Source organism: Hoylesella enoeca JCM 12259, assembly GCF_000613405.1.
GTDB lineage: Bacteria > Bacteroidota > Bacteroidia > Bacteroidales > Bacteroidaceae > Prevotella > Prevotella enoeca.
The window spans coordinates 1-18,831 of sequence record NZ_BAIX01000018.1; the positions used below are offsets into that span (position 1 = coordinate 1).

The 18,831-nt window shown below is 46.1% G+C and carries 15 protein-coding genes, 5 tRNA genes and 1 pseudogene; 20 read left to right on the forward strand and 1 reads right to left on the reverse strand.

The features are described from left to right. The first annotated feature begins 373 nt into the window (after positions 1 to 373). The 17 genes and pseudogenes from rpsU (at position 374) to rpoC (ending at position 15,466) form a co-directional block, all read left to right on the forward strand. Positions 374 to 565 (forward strand): 30S ribosomal protein S21, encoded by a 192-nt coding sequence (rpsU, locus tag JCM12259_RS06925; protein ID WP_025065908.1) that lies wholly within the window; start codon positions 374 to 376, stop codon positions 563 to 565. Positions 566 to 702: 137 nt separating this feature from the next. After that, the gene (locus JCM12259_RS06930; RefSeq protein ID WP_025065909.1) at positions 703 to 1,587 is read left to right on the forward strand and encodes a tyrosine recombinase XerC; all 885 of its coding nucleotides are present in this window, start codon (positions 703 to 705) and stop codon (positions 1,585 to 1,587) included. Between the two features lie 22 nt (positions 1,588 to 1,609). After that, positions 1,610 to 1,909, forward strand: a complete 300-nt coding sequence (hpf, locus tag JCM12259_RS06935) for a ribosome hibernation-promoting factor, HPF/YfiA family (RefSeq protein ID WP_025065910.1) — start codon at positions 1,610 to 1,612, stop codon at positions 1,907 to 1,909. Between the two features lie 99 nt (positions 1,910 to 2,008). After that, positions 2,009 to 2,082 (forward strand) — tRNA-Thr (locus JCM12259_RS06940). Between the two features lie 65 nt (positions 2,083 to 2,147). After that, positions 2,148 to 2,230, forward strand: a tRNA-Tyr gene (locus tag JCM12259_RS06945). A 15-nt stretch (positions 2,231 to 2,245) separates the two neighbouring features. Then, positions 2,246 to 2,318 (forward strand) — tRNA-Gly (locus tag JCM12259_RS06950). A 9-nt stretch (positions 2,319 to 2,327) separates the two neighbouring features. Beyond that, positions 2,328 to 2,399 (forward strand) — tRNA-Thr (locus tag JCM12259_RS06955). Between the two features lie 66 nt (positions 2,400 to 2,465). Continuing rightward, on the forward strand, positions 2,466 to 3,659 hold the full coding sequence (gene tuf, locus JCM12259_RS06960; RefSeq protein ID WP_025065911.1) for an elongation factor Tu: 1,194 nt from the start codon (positions 2,466 to 2,468) through the stop codon (positions 3,657 to 3,659). A gap of 62 nt (positions 3,660 to 3,721) precedes the next feature. Then, positions 3,722 to 3,794: transfer RNA gene (locus tag JCM12259_RS06965), tRNA-Trp, on the forward strand. A gap of 18 nt (positions 3,795 to 3,812) precedes the next feature. Continuing rightward, positions 3,813 to 4,004 carry a preprotein translocase subunit SecE gene (gene secE, locus JCM12259_RS16165; protein ID WP_036888700.1) on the forward strand — a complete coding sequence of 64 codons (192 nt, stop codon included), beginning with the start codon at positions 3,813 to 3,815 and terminating at the stop codon, positions 4,002 to 4,004. Between the two features lie 15 nt (positions 4,005 to 4,019). Next, complete coding sequence (gene nusG, locus JCM12259_RS06970) at positions 4,020 to 4,562, forward strand: transcription termination/antitermination protein NusG (protein ID WP_025065912.1); 543 nt, start codon at positions 4,020 to 4,022, stop codon at positions 4,560 to 4,562. A gap of 57 nt (positions 4,563 to 4,619) precedes the next feature. Further along, positions 4,620 to 5,060, forward strand: coding sequence for a 50S ribosomal protein L11 (rplK, locus tag JCM12259_RS06975; protein ID WP_025065913.1), 441 nt, complete (start codon positions 4,620 to 4,622; stop codon positions 5,058 to 5,060). 90 nt (positions 5,061 to 5,150) lie between these two features. Next, positions 5,151 to 5,842 (forward strand): annotated as a pseudogene (rplA, locus tag JCM12259_RS06980) (50S ribosomal protein L1). A gap of 18 nt (positions 5,843 to 5,860) precedes the next feature. Further along, complete coding sequence (gene rplJ, locus JCM12259_RS06985) at positions 5,861 to 6,379, forward strand: 50S ribosomal protein L10 (protein ID WP_025065915.1); 519 nt, start codon at positions 5,861 to 5,863, stop codon at positions 6,377 to 6,379. A gap of 52 nt (positions 6,380 to 6,431) precedes the next feature. Then, a complete protein-coding gene (rplL, locus tag JCM12259_RS06990) occupies positions 6,432 to 6,812 on the forward strand; it encodes a 50S ribosomal protein L7/L12 (protein ID WP_025065916.1) in 381 nt (126 codons plus the stop codon). A gap of 478 nt (positions 6,813 to 7,290) precedes the next feature. Continuing rightward, on the forward strand, positions 7,291 to 11,103 hold the full coding sequence (rpoB, locus tag JCM12259_RS06995) for a DNA-directed RNA polymerase subunit beta (RefSeq protein ID WP_025065917.1): 3,813 nt from the start codon (positions 7,291 to 7,293) through the stop codon (positions 11,101 to 11,103). A 25-nt stretch (positions 11,104 to 11,128) separates the two neighbouring features. Further along, positions 11,129 to 15,466: a DNA-directed RNA polymerase subunit beta' gene (gene rpoC / locus JCM12259_RS07000; RefSeq protein ID WP_025065918.1), complete on the forward strand. Its 4,338-nt coding sequence runs from the start codon at positions 11,129 to 11,131 to the stop codon at positions 15,464 to 15,466. 428 nt (positions 15,467 to 15,894) lie between these two features. Here the strand turns inward: rpoC and JCM12259_RS14345 are convergent, their stop codons facing one another. After that, on the reverse strand, positions 15,895 to 16,149 hold the full coding sequence (locus JCM12259_RS14345) for a hypothetical protein (RefSeq protein WP_234396575.1): 255 nt from the start codon (positions 16,147 to 16,149) through the stop codon (positions 15,895 to 15,897). Positions 16,150 to 16,427: 278 nt separating this feature from the next. On the opposite strand from JCM12259_RS14345, the gene JCM12259_RS07010 reads away from it, so the two are divergent. From JCM12259_RS07010 to JCM12259_RS07025, 3 genes are all read left to right on the forward strand, one after another. Beyond that, positions 16,428 to 16,781, forward strand: coding sequence for a type II toxin-antitoxin system RelE/ParE family toxin (locus tag JCM12259_RS07010; RefSeq protein WP_025065920.1), 354 nt, complete (start codon positions 16,428 to 16,430; stop codon positions 16,779 to 16,781). Continuing rightward, a complete protein-coding gene (locus tag JCM12259_RS07015) occupies positions 16,778 to 17,068 on the forward strand; it encodes a helix-turn-helix domain-containing protein (protein ID WP_025065921.1) in 291 nt (96 codons plus the stop codon). The genes JCM12259_RS07010 and JCM12259_RS07015 overlap by 4 nt, the downstream gene beginning before the upstream one ends. Positions 17,069 to 17,557: 489 nt before the next feature. Then, the gene (locus JCM12259_RS07025) at positions 17,558 to 18,787 is read left to right on the forward strand and encodes a site-specific integrase (RefSeq protein WP_025065922.1); all 1,230 of its coding nucleotides are present in this window, start codon (positions 17,558 to 17,560) and stop codon (positions 18,785 to 18,787) included. Positions 18,788 to 18,831: the final 44 nt, after the last annotated feature.

Below are 18,831 nucleotides of genomic sequence, written 5' to 3' on the forward strand. Positions count from 1 at the left end.
TCCTCCTCATTATCAGTTAGTTTGCGCCAACTCCTATACTTCTTCATTTTCATTGATTAGTTACACTGCGAAAAGGCGTTAATCAGTGCGCGATTCACCGTTAATTGCACGCCAATTCATGCTTAGTTGCTCTGCGAAAAGGCGTTAGTTGCAATACGATCGAATATCTTCTCTTAACTCGTTGTGAATCATCTGTATAGCGAGATGTTATGAAAGGTGTTTCTTTTTACAAACGGACGATTTGCGAAGGAGAGTGGCAAAAAAACAGCTAAAAACTTGTTTTATTGGCGAATAAGCTGTAATTTTGCACCCGCTAATCGTGGCCGCGTGTCACAAAAACCGTTGTACTAACAAGATTTTAAAATAAACAAGAATGATTATTGTACCAGTTAAAGATGGCGAGAACATCGAAAGAGCTTTGAAAAAGTTCAAGAGAAAATTCGAAAAAACAGGTGTTGTAAGAGAATTGCGCGCACGTCAGCAGTATGATAAGCCATCTGTTTTGAAGAGACTCAAGATGGAACACGCTATCTACGTTCAGAAGTTGCGCTCGGTGGAGGAGTAAAATTCTTCACGAAAAGTTTGGTGGTTTGAATTAATTTTCGTACATTCGTTGCCGAAAAGATGCGGTTCGCTTGTCTGCATAGCAGTCGATAGCATCTGCAAAAGATCAGAATATTGTGATGATCGAAACAAGGTGGCATGATGACGGAAAAATTTTTGAACTACCTGCGATATGAGCTCAACCGCTCGGAACTGACGGTCAAGAGTTACGGCGATGATCTGCACGGGTTTGAGTCGTATTTCAAAAGTTTGGAAGATCATCTCTCTTGGGAGTCGATAGACGCCGATGTCATCCGTGATTGGATGGAGAGCATGATGGATAAAGGAAACACTGCGACCTCGATCAATCGAAGATTGAGTGCTGTGCGTTCCTTTTATCGTTTTGCTTTGTCGCATCGACTGGTGGAGAAAGATCCTTCCCGCTGCGTCATCGGACCGAAAAAGAACAAGCCACTGCCACAGTTTGTGCGCGAAGAAGAGATGAACCGACTGCTGGACGTGCTCCCTTGGAATGTGAATGATTATCAAGAGATGCGCGCGCGTACTATAATTATATCGTTCTATGAGACGGGTATGCGACTCGCTGAGTTGATCGGACTGGATGATTCGGATGTGGATTTTGTCAATCAACAACTGAAAGTGACGGGGAAACGCAATAAACAGCGCATCATCCCATTCGGTGAGGAGTTGCAGCAAACACTCATCAACTATATGAAGCTGCGCGATTCGGAAGTGGAGAAGCATTCCGACGCGTTGTTTCTGACCGCAAACGGCGATCGGATGACGCATAGACAGGTGCGCAACGAGGTGAAAAAACATCTCTCGAAAGTGTGCACATTGAAGAAACGGACACCTCATGTGCTGCGTCATTCATTTGCAACGGCGATGCTGAACAATGAAGCCGGATTGGAAAGCGTGCAAAAGTTGCTGGGTCATGAAAGCCTTTCAACGACCGAAATTTACACGCACACCACTTTTGAACAGTTGAAACGAGTTTATACGAATGCCCATCCCAGGGCTTAACCTTTAAAAACAGGAGATCACTATGGAAGTAAAAATTCAGTCGATTCACTTCGACGCAACCGAGAAATTACAGGCGTTTGTTGAAAAGAAAGTCGCCAAGTTGGAGAAGTCTTACGAAGATATTCGGACGGTGGAGGTGCAACTGAAAGTTGTCAAACCTGCAACAGCACTGAATAAAGAGGCAAGTCTCACAGTGGCTGTACCCGGAACGACCTTGTTTGTGGAGAAAACGTGCGATTCATTCGAGGAAAGTGTGGATCAATGTGTAGACTCGATGAAAGTCCAATTGACGAAATTCAAGGAAAAAATGAGGAATCATTGAAAAAAGTTTAGAAAAGTTTTGGCGGTTAAAAAATAATCCGTATCTTTGCAGCCGTTTTACAACACGTCCTAATGCGATGCCATACGGCTGCAAGGATTTGCCTCTTTAGCTCAGTTGGCCAGAGCACGTGATTTGTAATCTCGGGGTCGTTGGTTCGAATCCGACAAGAGGCTCGAAATTCGATGAACGTTGCAAGGTTTCTGAGATTCACAAAACGCTAAGACGAGTTGTTGTATAAGGGTGGTTACCAGAGTGGCCAAATGGGGCAGACTGTAAATCTGCTGTCTTTCGACTTCGGTGGTTCGAATCCATCACCACCCACTTCAGTACGGTTTTGCGGAAATAGCTCAGTTGATAGAGCACTAGCCTTCCAAGCTGGGGGTCGCGGGTTTGAGCCCCGTTTTCCGCTCTAACTAACGCTGTAATAGCTCAGTGGTAGAGCACTTCCTTGGTAAGGAAGAGGTCCTGAGTTCAACTCTCAGTTACAGCTCTACTTCGGCTTTGTGGAGCAGAAGAAAAACAGGACTTTATAATTAATAATTAAATAAGTAAAGCTATGGCTAAAGAGACATTCGTGCGTACCAAACCGCACGTTAACATCGGTACTATTGGTCACGTTGACCACGGTAAGACTACTTTGACGGCTGCCATCTCTAAGGTTCTTCACGAGAAGGGTTTCGGCGCGGAAGATGTTAAGTCTTTCGATCAGATCGACAACGCTCCCGAGGAGAAAGAGCGTGGTATTACCATCAATACCGCACACATTGAGTATGAAACAGCTAATCGTCACTATGCACACGTTGACTGTCCGGGACACGCCGACTATGTGAAAAACATGGTTACTGGTGCTGCTCAGATGGACGGTGCAATCATCGTGGTAGCTGCAACGGACGGTCCTATGCCTCAGACACGTGAACACGTGTTGCTCGCACGTCAGGTGAACGTTCCTCGTTTGGTTGTTTTCCTGAACAAGTGCGATATGGTTGAGGATGAGGAAATGCTCGAACTCGTTGAAATGGAAATGCGCGAACTTCTCGATCAGTATGAGTACGATGGCGAGAATACCCCAATCATTCGCGGTTCTGCACTCGGTGCATTGAACGGTGTTGAAAAATGGGTTGACTCCGTAATGCAATTGATGGATGCTGTTGACACTTGGATTCCTCTGCCTCCGCGTGAAGTGGACAAACCTTTCTTAATGCCTGTTGAGGATGTATTCTCTATCACGGGTCGTGGTACTGTTGCTACGGGTCGTATTGAGACAGGTCGAATCAAGGTCGGTGATGAAGTTGAACTCCTCGGACTTGGTGAAGACAAGAAGTCTGTTGTTACCGGTGTCGAGATGTTCCGTAAGCTTCTTGATGAGGGTGAAGCAGGTGATAACGTAGGTCTGTTGCTTCGCGGTATAGATAAGGCTGAAATCAAACGTGGTATGGTGCTTTGCCATCCGGGTCAGATCAAACCTTTCAAGAAGTTCAAGGCTTCTATCTATGTGTTGAAGAAAGAGGAAGGCGGTCGTCATACACCGTTCGGAAACAAGTATCGTCCTCAGTTCTATCTCCGCACAATGGACTGCACCGGTGAGATTTCTCTGCCCGAAGGCGTAGAGATGGTTATGCCGGGTGATAATGTAGAGATCACTGTCGATCTGATTTATGCAGTTGCGCTGAATGTCGGTCTGCGTTTCGCTATCCGCGAAGGTGGCCGCACGGTTGGTGCAGGTCAGATCACCGAGATCATCGACGATTAATTTTGCAACAGTTTGCAATAAAATACTAAGAGTTCCCGCGACTGCGGTTGCGGGAACTTTCTACGGGAATAGCTCAGTTGGTAGAGCATCGGTCTCCAAAACCGAGGGTCGTGGGTTCGAGTCCTCCTTCCCGTGCAAAGTAAGAAAATCATAATGTTTAAGAAGATAGCAAATTATTGCAAGGCTTGTTACGATGAACTTGCGCATAAGACTACTTGGCCAACGCGTGCCGAACTAACGCATAGTGCAATGGTTGTATTATCTGCTTCCCTTGTCATTGCACTTGTGGTGTTCGCGATGGACTCCGTATTCAGGTTTGTGATGAGCACGATCTATCCCAACTAATTTACACAAAGGAAGATGTCTGAAACAGGAAAAAACTGGTATGTGCTTCGTGCTGTTAGTGGAAAGGAAGCTAAGGTGAAAGAATACATCGAAGCTGAGATGAAACACAACACGCTGCTTCAAACCTACGTATCACAGGTTCTGATCCCCTTAGAACGGCACGCATCTCTGCGTAACGGTAAGCGTGTGGTGAAAGAGAAGATTAGCCTCCCTGGATATGTATTTATTGAAGCCAACCTTGTAGGCGATGTTGCACATACGTTAAGGTTTATGCCGAATGTTTTGGGCTTCCTCGGTGGGTTGGATAATCCGTCGCCCGTTCCGCAAGCCGATATTAACCGTATGCTGGGTAATGCCGAAGAGGCTGAGTTGGTGGATGATTCCACTATCCCCTATTCAGTTAATGAGACAGTCAAAGTGATGGACGGACCATTCAGCGGTTTCAGTGGTGTGATTGAAGAAGTCAACGCCGAGAAACATAAGTTGAAAGTAATGGTTAAGATCTTCGGACGTAAAACTCCGTTAGAGTTAAGTTTTATGCAAGTAGAAAAAGAATAACCATTGTTACGGATGGGACTATTCTTTTATATTTTCTAAATTTTAATATGAACGAAAATGGCTAAAGAAGTTGCTGGATTAATCAAATTACAGATTAAAGGTGGCGCTGCGAATCCTTCACCTCCAGTAGGACCTGCATTGGGTTCTAAGGGTATTAATATTATGGGATTCTGCAAAGAGTTCAACGCCAGAACCCAGGATAAGGCCGGAAAAATTATTCCTGTCGTTATCACTTACTATACCGACAAGTCATTCAGCTTTGTTCTCAAAACTCCTCCCGCAGCTGTTCAGCTGAAAGAGGCAGCCAAAGTAAAGACGGGTTCTGCACAGCCTAACCGCCAGAAAGTAGCATCTGTTACTTGGGATCAGGTTCGGGCTATCGCCGAGGACAAAATGTCAGACCTCAACTGCTTTACTGTCGAGAGTGCTATGAAGCTTGTTGCCGGTACGGCAAGAAGTATGGGTATCGCCGTAAAAGGGGACTTCCCTGGTAAATAATTAATGATTAGGGATGAATGATGTATGGATGAGGACAATCAATCGTCTATATTCGGAAATCACTAATCCAATTAAACTTCAATTAAGAAAATGAGTAAACTGACAAAAAATCAGAAATCAGTGGCTGAAAAGGTTGAAGCGGGGAAGGCATATACGTTGAAAGAGGCAGCAGAACTGGTGAAGGAAATCACCACCACCAAGTTCGACGCGTCGCTGGATATTGATGTGCGCTTAGGCGTAGACCCACGAAAGGCCAATCAGATGGTGCGCGGTGTCGTGTCGCTTCCCAACGGAACCGGTAAGGTAACGCGTGTGCTCTGTCTCTGTACTCCTGATCAGGAAGTTGCTGCGAAAGAAGCAGGTGCCGACTATGTCGGTCTCGATGAATATATCGAGAAGATCAAGGGGGGCTGGACAGATATTGATGTCATCATCACAATGCCCTCTTGTATGGGTAAGATCGGTCCTTTGGGCCGTGTGCTCGGTCCTCGTGCTTGATGCCGAACCCGAAGAGTGGTACTGTAACGATGGATGTTGCTAAGGCAGTGAAAGAAGTAAAGCAAGGAAAGATAGACTTTAAGGTCGACAAGGCGGGTATTATTCACGCCTCGATCGGTAAGGTATCTTTCACCTCTGAGCAGATTTATCAGAATGCGAAAGAGTTTATCGCTACGGTAATCAAGCTGAAGCCTGCTGCAGCTAAAGGTACATATCTGAAAAGTATCTTTATTTCAAGCACAATGAGTAAGGGTATCAAGATTGATCCTAAATCAGTTGAATAACTCTAAAAGTTTTGTACAATGAAGAAAGAAGTAAAAGATACGATAATCGTTGAACTTGGTGAGAAGCTGAAAGAGTATGCTCACTTTTACCTCGTGGATGTTGCCGGGCTAAATGCAGAAGCTACGAGCGCGCTTCGTCGTAAATGTTTCAAGAACGAAATCAAGATGATCGTTGTGAAGAATACGCTTCTTCACAAAGCATTCGAAGCTTCGGAAGTAGATTTCGAACCTTTATACGATACGCTCAAAGGCAGCACGGCCGTGTTGTTCTCACACGTGCCCAATCTTCCGGCGAAGTTGTTGAAAGAATATGCAAAGGAGGGAACTCCTGTTCTGAAAGCCGCTTATGCAGAAGAAGGTATCTATATCGGTGCCGACAAGCTCAACGAATTGGCATCCATCAAGAGCAAGAACGAGGTTATTGCAGAGATCGTTGCATTGTTGCAGTCGCCTGCGAAGAACGTTGTTTCTGCACTCCAATCGGGCGCAAACACCATCCACGGTGTGCTGAAGACTTTAGGCGAGCGTCCTGAATAATTCATTAAAGTCACTCACAAAATCAATTAAAACAATTAAAACTTAGAATAAAATGGCAGACGTAAAAGCTATTGCTGAAGAATTGGTAAATTTGACAGTCAAAGAAGTAAATGAGTTGGCAACAGTCTTGAAAGACGAGTATGGTATTGAGCCCGCTGCTGCAGCTGTTGCTGTCGCAGCCGGTCCTGCAGCCGGTGGCGCTGAAGGCGGCGCTGAGGAGAAGTCGGAATTCGACGTTGTCCTCGTTGAAGCAGGCGCAACCAAACTTCAAGTTGTTAAGGCCGTTAAGGAGGCTTGCGGATTAGGTCTGAAAGAGGCTAAAGATCTCGTAGACGGTGCTCCGTCGACGTTGAAAGAAGGCTTGGCTAAAGCGGAAGCAGAGAACCTGAAAAAGGTGATCGAGGAAGCTGGCGCTAAGGTTGAGCTGAAGTAATCGTCGCTCGTTAGCGATTGATCTGTACTCGGTTTGAAAGAAACGAACAGACGATCATTGCTTAATTCAATAAAAGTGGTTAGGATTTACCCAGTCGGTGAGTCCTAACCTTTTTATGTCTACGGAGTGTAAATATGATGAGCGGCAGCCCGTTGGTTTCCCATATGGAGGAGCGCGCAAAGCAAGGAACGCGTTGTAGGCCTACAATTCGTCCGTGAAAATGGAAAGTGCGTTTTGTAGGCTTACAATTCGTCCGCGACAATGGAAAGTGCGCGTTGTAGGCCTACAATTCGTCCGCGAAAAAGGAAAGTGCGTTTTGTAGGTCTACAATTCGTCCGCGACAATGGAAAGTGCGCGTTGTAGGTCTACAATTTGTCCGCGACAATGGGAAATGCGTTTTGCAGGGCTACATTGCAGGAATCATATTTGATATAGAGAGATAAAGGTATAAGTTAGGTTTAATAAATCAGAGACTCTAATGGCTTCAAAAGTTATTGACAACAGAGTAAATTTTGCAGACGTCTACAATCCGATGCCTTATCCGGATTTTCTTGACGTGCAATTGAAGTCTTTCAAAGACTTCTTACAGTTAGACACGCCCCCTGAGGAGCGCAAAAACGACGGCTTGTATAAGGTTTTCGCAGAGAATTTTCCGATTACGGACACGCGAAATAATTTTGTTCTTGAATTTTTGGATTATTTTATTGATCCTCCTCGTTATAGCATTGAGGAGTGCTTGGAGAGGGGGCTGACTTACAGCGTGCCTTTAAAGGCGAAGATGAAGCTGTATTGCACGGATCCGGATCATGAAGATTTCGGCACTTTTATTCAAGATGTTTTCTTGGGTACGATTCCTTATATGACTGCCAATGGCACGTTTATCATCAACGGTGCTGAGCGTGTTGTGGTGTCGCAGCTGCATCGTTCGCCGGGTGTGTTCTTCGGACAGGGGCTTCATGCTAATGGCACGGTGCTTTATTCGGGGCGCATTATTCCGTTTAAGGGTTCTTGGATCGAATTTGCTTCGGACATCAACAGTGTGATGTATGCTTATATCGATCGTAAGAAGAAGTTGCCTGTAACCACTTTGCTTCGTGCTATGGGTTTCGAAAGTGACAAGGATATTCTTCAGATCTTTGATTTGGCTGAGGAAGTGAAGGTCAACAAGAGGAATATGAAGGCTGCTATCGGTAAGAAGTTGGCTGCGCGCGTGCTGAAGAGTTGGAACGAGGATTTTGTGGATGAAGACACCGGTGAGGTTGTTTCGATCGAGCGCAATGAGGTGATCATGGAGCGCGAGACGGAGCTGACGGAGGAGAATATCGGCGAAATTTTGGAGAGCGGTGCGTCTTCTGTTCTTTTGCATAAGGACGAGGAGGCCGCTAATAAATATAGTATTATCTTTAATACGCTGGCGAAGGATCCGAGTAACTCGGAGAAAGAGGCTGTGCTCTATATCTATCGCCAGTTGCGCAATGCTGATCCTGCGGACGACGCCAGCGCGAGAGAGGTGTTTCAGAACTTGTTCTTCTCGGAGAAGCGTTATGACCTGGGCGAGGTGGGGCGTTATCGTATCAATAAGAAGCTGGGTTTGAACACGGATGCAAATGTTCGGGTGTTGACGCGCGACGATGTGATCGAGATTATTAAGTATCTCATTCAGTTGATCAATTCGAATGCTACGGTTGATGATATCGACCATTTGAGTAACCGTCGTGTGCGCACGGTGGGTGAGCAGTTGAGTAATCAATTCTCTATTGGATTGGCTCGGATGAGTCGCACGATTCGTGAGCGCATGAATGTTCGTGACAATGAGGTGTTTACGCCGATGGACTTGATCAATGCCAAGACCATTTCGAGCGTGATCAATTCGTTCTTCGGTACGAATCCGTTGTCGCAGTTTATGGATCAGACTAATCCTTTGGCTGAGGTGACACACAAGCGTCGACTTTCTGCGCTGGGTCCTGGCGGTCTTTCTCGTGAGCGTGCCGGTTTCGAGGTTCGCGATGTTCATTACACACACTATGGTCGTCTTTGTCCGATCGAGAGTCCGGAGGGTCCGAATATCGGGCTGATTTCTTCGTTGTGTGTGTATGCTACGATCAATGAGTTGGGCTTTATTTCAACTCCATACCGTAAGGTGACCGATGGCGTCGTTGATTTGAAGAACGATGACGTGGTTTATCTCACGGCGGAAGAGGAGGAGGATCATGTTATCGGTCAGGGTAATGCGCCGCTGAGGGAGGATGGCACATTCATTCGTGATTACGTGAAATGTCGCGAGGACGCCGATTTTCCTGTTGTTGAGCCGAGCCGGGTGGATTTAATGGATGTTTCTCCGCAGCAGATTGCTTCGGTATCGGCTGCGCTGATTCCATTCCTGGAGCATGATGATGGTCACCGTGCGTTGATGGGTTGTAACATGATGCGACAGGCTGTTCCGTTGTTGCACAACGATGCGCCGATCGTGGGCACGGGCTTGGAAAAGCAGGTGTGCGAGGATTCTCGTACGATGATTACGGCCGAGAGCGACGGTGTGATAGATTATGTCGATGCTACTACGATCCGTATTCTTTACGACCGCACGGAAGACGAGGAGTTTGTCAGCTTTGAACCGGCGATGAAAGAGTATCGTATTCCGAAATTCCGGCGTACGAATCAGAATATGACGATCGACTTGCGCCCGATCTGTAATAAGGGACAGCGTGTGAAGAAGGGCGATATTCTGACGGAAGGTTACGCCACGGAGAACGGTGAATTGGCGTTGGGACGTAATCTTTTGGTGGCTTATATGCCGTGGAAGGGTTATAACTATGAGGATGCGATCGTGCTCTCTGAACGTTTGGTGCGCGATGATGTGCTCACTTCTGTGCATGTGGACGAGTATTCGCTGGATGTGCGGGAAACCAAGCGTGGGATGGAAGAGTTTACCAGTGATATTCCCAATGTGAGTGAAGAGGCGACGAAAGATCTCGATGATAACGGCATTATTCGGATTGGTGCGCGTGTGGAGCCGGGTGATATTCTGATCGGTAAAATCTCGCCGAAGGGTGAGAGCGATCCTTCGCCTGAGGAGAAACTGCTTCGTGCTATTTTCGGAGATAAGGCGGGCGATGTGAAGGATTCTTCGTTGAAGGCGAATCCGTCATTAAGCGGTGTGGTGATCGACAAGAGGTTGTTCTCTCGTGCTGTCAAGACTCGTGATTCGAAGAAGCAGGATAAACTTACGCTTGCTAACATCGATGAGGAGTATGAGGCAAAGAACTTTGATTTGAAAGACATTTTGGTGGACAAACTTCTTATGCTGACGGGGGATAAAGTGTCTAATGGTGTGAAGGATTACACCGGCGCTGAGATTATCACCAAAGGTAGTAAGTTTACTGCTGCGGCCTTGAAGAACCTCGAATATGATGGGATTCAGAGCAATGATTGGACGGAGGATGAGCGGACTAATCATCTGATTCAGCGACTCATTATGAATTATATCCGCAAGTATAAATTGCTCGACGCCGAAATGAAGCGCCGCAAGTTTGCCATCACGATCGGCGATGAACTTCCGACGGGCGTTCTTCGGATGGCGAAGGTTTATATCGCCAAGAAGCGTAAGATTGGCGTCGGTGATAAGTTGGCGGGAAGACATGGTAATAAAGGTATCGTGTCTAAGGTGGTTCGTATGGAAGATATGCCGTTCCTTGAAGACGGACGCCCTGTTGATTTGGTTTTGAATCCGCTTGGTGTACCTTCGCGTATGAATCTCGGCCAAATCTTCGAGGCCATTCTCGGTGCTGCGGGTAAGAGACTCGGTGTGAAGTTTGCTACTCCCATCTTCGACGGCGCCAAGCTTGATGATTTGTCGGAGTGGACGGATAAGGCAGGTTTGCCACATCTTTGTTCCACTTATTTATATGATGGTGAGACTGGCGAAAAATTCGACCAGCCTGCTACTGTCGGCATTACTTATTTCTTGAAACTCGGACACATGGTTGAAGATAAGATGCACTCGCGCTCCATTGGTCCGTATTCTCTCATCACTCAGCAGCCGCTCGGCGGTAAGGCGCAGTTCGGTGGTCAGCGTTTTGGAGAGATGGAGGTGTGGGCACTCGAAGCATTCGGTGCAAGCCATGTGCTCCAAGAGATTCTGACGATCAAGAGTGATGACGTCGTGGGCCGCTCTAAGGCCTATGAGGCGATCGTCAAAGGAGAGCCGATGCCGACTCCGGGCATACCTGAATCGCTCAATGTCTTGCTGCACGAGCTTCGCGGTTTGGGTCTCAGTATCAAAATGGATTAATGTGAATTCTTAATCAGAAAGTAAAATGGCTTTTAAAAGAGATACAAAGGTAAAGAATAATTTTACGAAGATTACCATCGGACTCGCTTCTCCCGAGGAGATCCTGGAAAATTCGTACGGTGAGGTAACAAAGCCGGAAACAATTAATTATCGTACATACAAGCCCGAACGCGACGGCCTTTTCTGTGAGCGCATCTTTGGTCCGACCAAGGATTATGAATGTGCTTGCGGTAAGTATAAGCGTATTCGATATAAGGGAATAGTCTGTGATCGTTGTGGAGTCGAAGTCACTGAGAAGAAGGTTCGGCGTGAGCGCTCCGGTCACATCGAGCTTGTTGTGCCCGTTGCACATATTTGGTATTTCCGCTCTCTACCCAATAAGATGGGTTATTTGCTGGGTATGCCGACTAAGAAATTGGATTCCGTGATCTATTATGAGAAATATGTGGTGATCCAACCGGGTGTGATGGAAGGGCGAAAAGATGCTGATGGCGGAGAGATGAACGGCTCTCACAAATTCGATTTGCTGTCTGAGGACGAATATCTCGACATTATTGATCACCAGATTGAACCAAATAATGTTTCTTTGGACGATACGGATCCTAACAAGTTTATTGCTAAGATGGGTGCTGCGGCAGTCTATGATCTTTTGGCCGGCCTCGATCTCGACGCCATCTCGTATGAGTTGCGCGACCGTGCCAATAGTGATTCGAGTCAGCAACGCAAGACAGAAGCCTTGAAACGATTGCAAGTTGTCGAAGCATTCCGTTCCAGCAAGGATTACAATCGGCCCGAATGGATGATCATGAAGATTATTCCAGTGATTCCGCCCGAGTTGCGTCCGCTGGTTCCTTTGGATGGAGGACGGTTTGCAACCTCGGATTTAAACGATCTTTATCGCCGTGTCATCATTCGTAACAATCGATTGAAGAGACTGGTGGAGATTAAGGCTCCCGAGGTGATACTGCGCAATGAAAAACGTATGTTGCAGGAAGCTGTCGACAGTTTGTTCGATAATTCGCGCAAGAGTTCGGCCGTGAAGAGCGAATCGAATCGCCCCTTGAAGTCCTTGTCCGATTCATTAAAAGGTAAAGCCGGTCGTTTCCGTCAAAACCTTTTGGGTAAACGTGTTGATTACTCTGCACGTTCTGTCATCGTGGTCGGCCCCGAATTGAAGATGGGCGAATGTGGTTTGCCGAAATTGATGGCAGCCGAACTCTATAAACCGTTCATCATTCGCAAACTTATCGAGCGCGGAATTGTGAAGACGGTTAAAAGCGCTAAGAAGATTGTCGACCGTCGCGAACCGGTGATTTGGGATATTCTTGAAAACGTGATGAAGGGTCATCCCGTGCTCCTCAACCGTGCTCCGACGCTTCACCGACTGGGAATCCAAGCCTTCCAACCTAAATTAATCGAAGGTAAAGCAATCCAATTGCACCCGTTGGCATGTACGGCGTTTAACGCAGACTTTGATGGTGACCAAATGGCTGTGCATCTTCCGTTGAGTAATGAGGCTATTCTCGAAGCGCAGATACTGATGCTCCAGAGTCACAACATTCTGAATCCGGCCAACGGGGCACCGATCACAGTGCCTTCGCAGGATATGGTGCTCGGCTTGTATTACATCACTAAGATTCGTCCCGGCGCCAAGGGAGAAGGCCTTACATTCTATGGACCGGAAGAAGCCATTATCGCGCGCAACGAGGGTAAGTGTGATTTACACGCTCTTGTGAAAGTGATGGTCAACGATTTGGTTGATGGAAAATTACAGAAGCGCATGGTCGAAACATCTGTCGGCCGTGTGATCGTCAACGGAATTATTCCCGAAGAGGTAGGTTATTTCAATGATATTATCTCGAAGAAGACTTTGCGCAGCATCATTGCAGATGTCATCAAGAACGTGGGTATGGCTCGTGCATGCGAATTCCTCGACGGAATCAAGAACCTCGGTTATCGAATGGCTTATGTGGCAGGCCTTTCTTTCAACCTCGACGACATCATTATCCCTGAGGAGAAAGGGTCAATCGTGGAGCGAGGAAATGAAGAAGTGCGCCAGATCACTGAGAATTATAACATGGGATTCATTACCGATACCGAACGTTATAACCAGGTTATCGACACGTGGACACACGTTAACAATGACCTGGGTAATGTCTTGATGAAACAGATGACCGAAGCCGACCAAGGATTCAATGCCGTTTATATGATGCTTGACTCCGGAGCCCGCGGTTCCAAGGATCAGATCAAACAGCTTTCGGGTATGCGCGGTCTGATGGCTAAGCCTCAGAAAGCCGGTGCCGAAGGTCAGCAGATTATTGAAAACCCGATTCTCTCTAACTTTAAAGAGGGAATGTCGGTGCTCGAATACTTTATTTCTTCACACGGAGCGCGTAAAGGTTTGGCCGACACAGCTATGAAGACGGCCGATGCCGGTTATCTGACACGTCGTTTGGTGGATGTTTCTCACGATGTGATTATCACCGAAGAGGACTGTGGAACACTGCGCGGATTGGTTTGCACGGCGTTGAAAAACGGCGATGAAACGATCTCTACGCTTTACGAACGCATTTTGGGGCGTGTTTCTGTGCACGATATTATTCATCCCACGACGGGAGAACTCATCGTGGCAGCAGGTGACGAGATCACCGAAGATAAGGCGCAGATCATTGAAAATTCACCCATTGAGAGCGTCGAAATTCGTTCCGTGCTCACCTGTGAAAGCAAACATGGGGTTTGTATGAAGTGTTACGGGCGTAATCTCGCTACGAGCAGAATGGTTCAGAAGGGTGAAGCTGTCGGCGTGATTGCTGCACAAGCCATCGGAGAGCCCGGTACCCAGCTTACGCTTCGTACGTTCCACGCTGGTGGTGTGGCGGGAAATGCCGCAGCCAATGCGTCTATCGTAGCTAAGAATGACAGCAGAATTGAATTTGATGAGCTGCGTACCGTTCCGTTTATCGAGAGCGATGGTGAAAAGGATGTACATTGCCAGATGGTTGTGAGTCGTCTTGCCGAGATTCGTTTCGTGGATGTCAACACCGGTATTGTGCTCTCTACGCTGAATGTTCCGTATGGTTCTTCTCTCTATTTCAAGCATGACGACACGGTGAAGAAAGGCGATTTGATAGCCAAGTGGGATCCGTTTAATGCTGTGATTGTATCGGAATATGCCGGACGGTTGAAGTTCAACAACATTATCGAGGGTTTGACATTCCGCGCCGAAACCGATGAAACCACCGGTTTGACAGAGAAGATCATCACCGATTCGAAAGATCGGTCGCGTGTTCCGACCTGCGACATCATCAATTCAAAGGGTGAAGTCGTTGGAACTTACAACTTCCCCGTAGGCGGTCACGTTGTTGTTGACGACGGAGCAACCGTTAAGACCGGTCAGACTTTGGTCAAGATACCGCGTGCGGTGGGTGGTGCCGGCGACATCACGGGTGGTCTTCCGCGTGTCACCGAGCTTTTCGAAGCTCGCAATCCGTCTAATCCTGCCGTTGTTTCAGAGATCGATGGCGAAGTGATGATGGGCAAAGTGAAACGTGGAAATCGCGAGATCATCGTCACATCGAAGACGGGCGATCAAAAGAAATATCTCGTCAGCCTATCTAAACAGATCTTGGTTCAGGAGCATGATGCCGTTCGTGCGGGTACACCGCTGTCTGATGGCGTTATCACGCCGGGTGATATCCTCGCCATTAAAGGTCCAACGGCCGTGCAGGAATATATTGTCAACGAGGTGCAAGATGTCTATCGTTTGCAAGGTGTGAAGATCAATGACAAGCACTTTGAGATTATCGTTCGTCAGATGATGCGCAAAGTGCAGATCAATGATCCCGGAGACACCACGTTCTTAGAGCAAGAACTCGTCGACAAACTCGATTTCTCAGAAGAGAACGATCGCATTTGGGGCAAGAAAGTCGTTACCGATGCTGGTGACAGTGAGGTGATGAAGCCCGGTCAAATCGTAACGGCGCGCAAGCTACGCGATGAAAATTCGTCGCTCAAACGCCGCGACCTTCGTCCGGTTCAAGTGCGTGATGCCGTGCCTGCGACGTCAACTCAGATTCTGCAAGGTATTACTCGTGCCGCATTGCAGACCAAGAGCTTCATGAGCGCTGCATCTTTCCAGGAGACAACCAAAGTGTTGAATGAGGCTGCTATCCGTGGCAAGGTGGATCGTTTGGAGGGAATGAAAGAGAATGTGATATGCGGTCACCTCATTCCCGCAGGTACCGGACTTCGTCAGTGGGATAAACTCATTGTCGGATCGCAGGAAGAATACGATCGGATGCAGGCTAACAAGAAGAATGTTCTCGACTTCGAAGAGAAGGAAGAGCCTGTTACCGCAGAGTAAGTTTTTTATATTTGATGATAGCAAAAGTGGCTGTTGCCGGATCAATTCCGGTGCAGCCACTTTTTTGATGGGTGTTTTTTCTGCGGTTTCTTACATCAATACCGAAACCAAAAATTGGCGATGAAAAAAGGAGTCTGCTCAGTTTTTGGCTTAACACATCATTTTTCTACGATTTAAAAAGTTTTGAGTAGACAGCAGTTCCATCCTGTTGAATGCGCCGAACACTGTACAAAAGGGAGAAACAAAGAGAAGGATTGTTGACAAAGGATACTTCTTTGCAACGCAACTAACCGTGAATCATCGTGTGAAATGCCGTTAATCGCACAACAATTAACCGTTAAAGGCATGTCGATTCAAGGAAAGACACGCTCCCTTTCCCTCTCTCATAAGAGAGGAAAAACGGTGAAACACATTGCCGGTTAGTGCGTTCAGATGGCTTCGAAACCTCTATAACTACCGTCTTTCAGAATGTCTCGGATGCTCAGTTCGTTATATCCGTCGGTATGCAATTGCGCTTTCAGCCGGTTTTCAACAGCAGTTTCTTCCTCGGTTTTCTCATAAGTGAAAACCTTGTATTTACACTCTGCGAGCGCCCAACCGATCAATGAAACGGCCACGAGCGCAATAAATCCATAGATTGCCATGTTGATTTCTCCTATTGAATGATCCTTACGATAGCCCAAAAATACGTATTTCTTTTGATATTGACAGCAAAACCGAGTAAAATCATGATTGTTATGCGTAAAAAATACCATCTTTACGCATTTGATTCTTGCTTAATCGAGTTACAATTAACGGTTAATCGCTGTCGAGTTAGTTTCTGTTGAGTGACTGATCTGTGCAGAAATTCTTGGTGAAGCATAGTAGATGGTTAATTGACAGAAACCAATGGATGCTCTCCGTTACGTAAAAAATCTTTAAAAGACTTGCATGCTTGTCATTTATAAGTTACTTTTGTAAGATGAAAGTCAGAGAAGTTGTCACGTATAAAAACCATTTCGATGAGTTTTTCAAAGCACAGACGCAAAAGGTGCGGGATAAGATCATCAAAGTCTTGGATATAGTGGAGCAGATCGAACGTATACCGCAGCGCTATCTGAAATATATAGAAGGGACGAATGGTCTGTTTGAGATTCGCATCCAGTTAGGGAATAATATCTTTCGAGTGTTCTGTTTTTTTGATGGAAATAGATTGGTGGTACTGTTGAGCGGATTTCAAAAGAAGACACAGAAGACACCGAGAAGTGAGATAGTGCGGGCGGAAAGGCTGATGAATGAATATTACGAAGAACGAAAACAGGAGAATAAAATATGAAGATAACAACATTAGACCAGATCAAGGATCAGTATTACGGCAAGGCGGGAAGTTCTGAGCGAGATCGAATTGAGCGTGAATTGGAGGCTCTGCGCATTGGTTTTAAAATCCGTTCTGCGCGAGAGCAAATGTCGATGACACAAGAAGAACTTGCCAATAGGATTGATAAAAAACGGACTTTTATTTCGAAGATCGAAAATGATGGAGAAAATATCACGCTCAAAACCTTGTTTGATGTGGTGGAGCGTGGGCTTGGCGGCAAACTTAAAATAGAGGTTTGCATTTGACTTGTGTCATGCCTTAATAACTGTGATCATGGTACCCGATTCTCGCCTTGCCAGTTTTCCAAGAATGGTTGTGGATGAGGTTGCAGATCGTTTGGTCATTATTGAAAATCAGTTGTTTATAAGTCGTGTCGGCATTAACGGTTACTTGACATGCGACTAATGATGGATTGCATTGCAATTGATAGTTATTTGCATGGTAACTAATCAACGAAAATGAAGAGAAATCGAAGTTGATGTAAACTAACTGATAATGAGGGAGAAACGGAACGATTTGCATAGAAGTACCTTTTTCTAAAAGGGCAGGAATATGCAGATTTAGGCAGAAGTTCGGTTACCAGAGCGTTACCCGATTTCGTCATAGGTAACGATGGAGTAATGTTCGGTAACTGAATTATTTTCGCTCGTGTGGCTTTTGCTATGGTCGGCAGTTTTCTGCATAAGTGAGGAACGCTTTAATTCGGGTAACTTTGCCCATAAAAATTAAAGCGTATGAAACAAGAGAAAATGAAGGTGTTGCTCTACCTCAAAAAGAGCGGTCTTGACAAGTCGGGCAAGGCTCCGATTATGGGACGTATCACACTTGGAAGGAATGTTGCCCAGTTCAGTTGTAAACTCTCCTGCAATCCAGAGTTGTGGAATCCCCGTGAGAGTAGAGTGGACGGCAAGAGTCGTGAGGCAGTAGAGATAAACGGCAGGTTGGAGAGTTTGCTGTTGTCTGTTCAGTCGGCTTATCAAGCCTTACTTTCCAAAGGTTGCCCATTTGACGCAACCGATGTAAAGGAACTGTTTCAAGGCAGCGTACAGACACGATGTATGCTTATCGAACGATTGGACATCCTCATCAGGGAGAAGAAAGAACATATTGGAATTGACATTAAGAGAGAAACAATTTCCAATTACTATACTACCCGTAATAATCTTCGGACATTTATCGAAGACAAGTACAAGGTGGAAGATTTGTCTTTCTCGCAACTTACAGAAAATTTCATTTATGATTTCAGGGACTACTACTTGAACAAATTAGGGTTTCAGGAAAGTAGTTTCTATGCAGTTGCATCCCAAATAAAGACCGTATGCAGGTTGGCATACCGTGAAGGATTGGCTGACACCTTATTATTTGCTAATGTAAAGATAGCAAGAGGTGATAAGAAACTCCCAAAGGCACTTGACAGACGTTCACTTGACAAACTAATGAATACCCACTTCGGAGAGTTGGAGGAAGAAATGGAAACAGCAAGGGATTTGTTTGTTTTTGCCTGTCATACAGGTGCAGCCTATTGTGATTTAATGGGATTAAGTAAGACACATCTTGTCCGTGATGATGAGGAAAATCTTTGGATGAAGTTCAATAGGCAGAAGACAGGTGTACTTTGCCGTATTAAGTTGTTGCCCGAAGCGATTAGGATAATAGAGAAGTATCGAGGCGAAGAAAGGGAAAGACTGCTGCCACAGATGAAGTATGCCACCTATCAGTCGTATCTTAAAGCATTGCGCCTTAGAGAGGGTATAGCCTTTCCCTTTACCACGCATACGGCAAGACACACCTTTGCCACGCTCATTACGCTTGAGCAAGGAGTTCTTATTGAAACGGTGAGCAAGATGCTCGGACATAGCAATGTAAGCATGACCGAGCGTTATGCAAAGGTTACACCCCAAAAACTCTTTGAGGAGTTTGATAGTTTCCTTTCTTTTACCAAAGATATGCAGTTGGCTATCTGACCATTTGCTTTCATTCAACAGCATGTTTAGAAAATTAAAACACG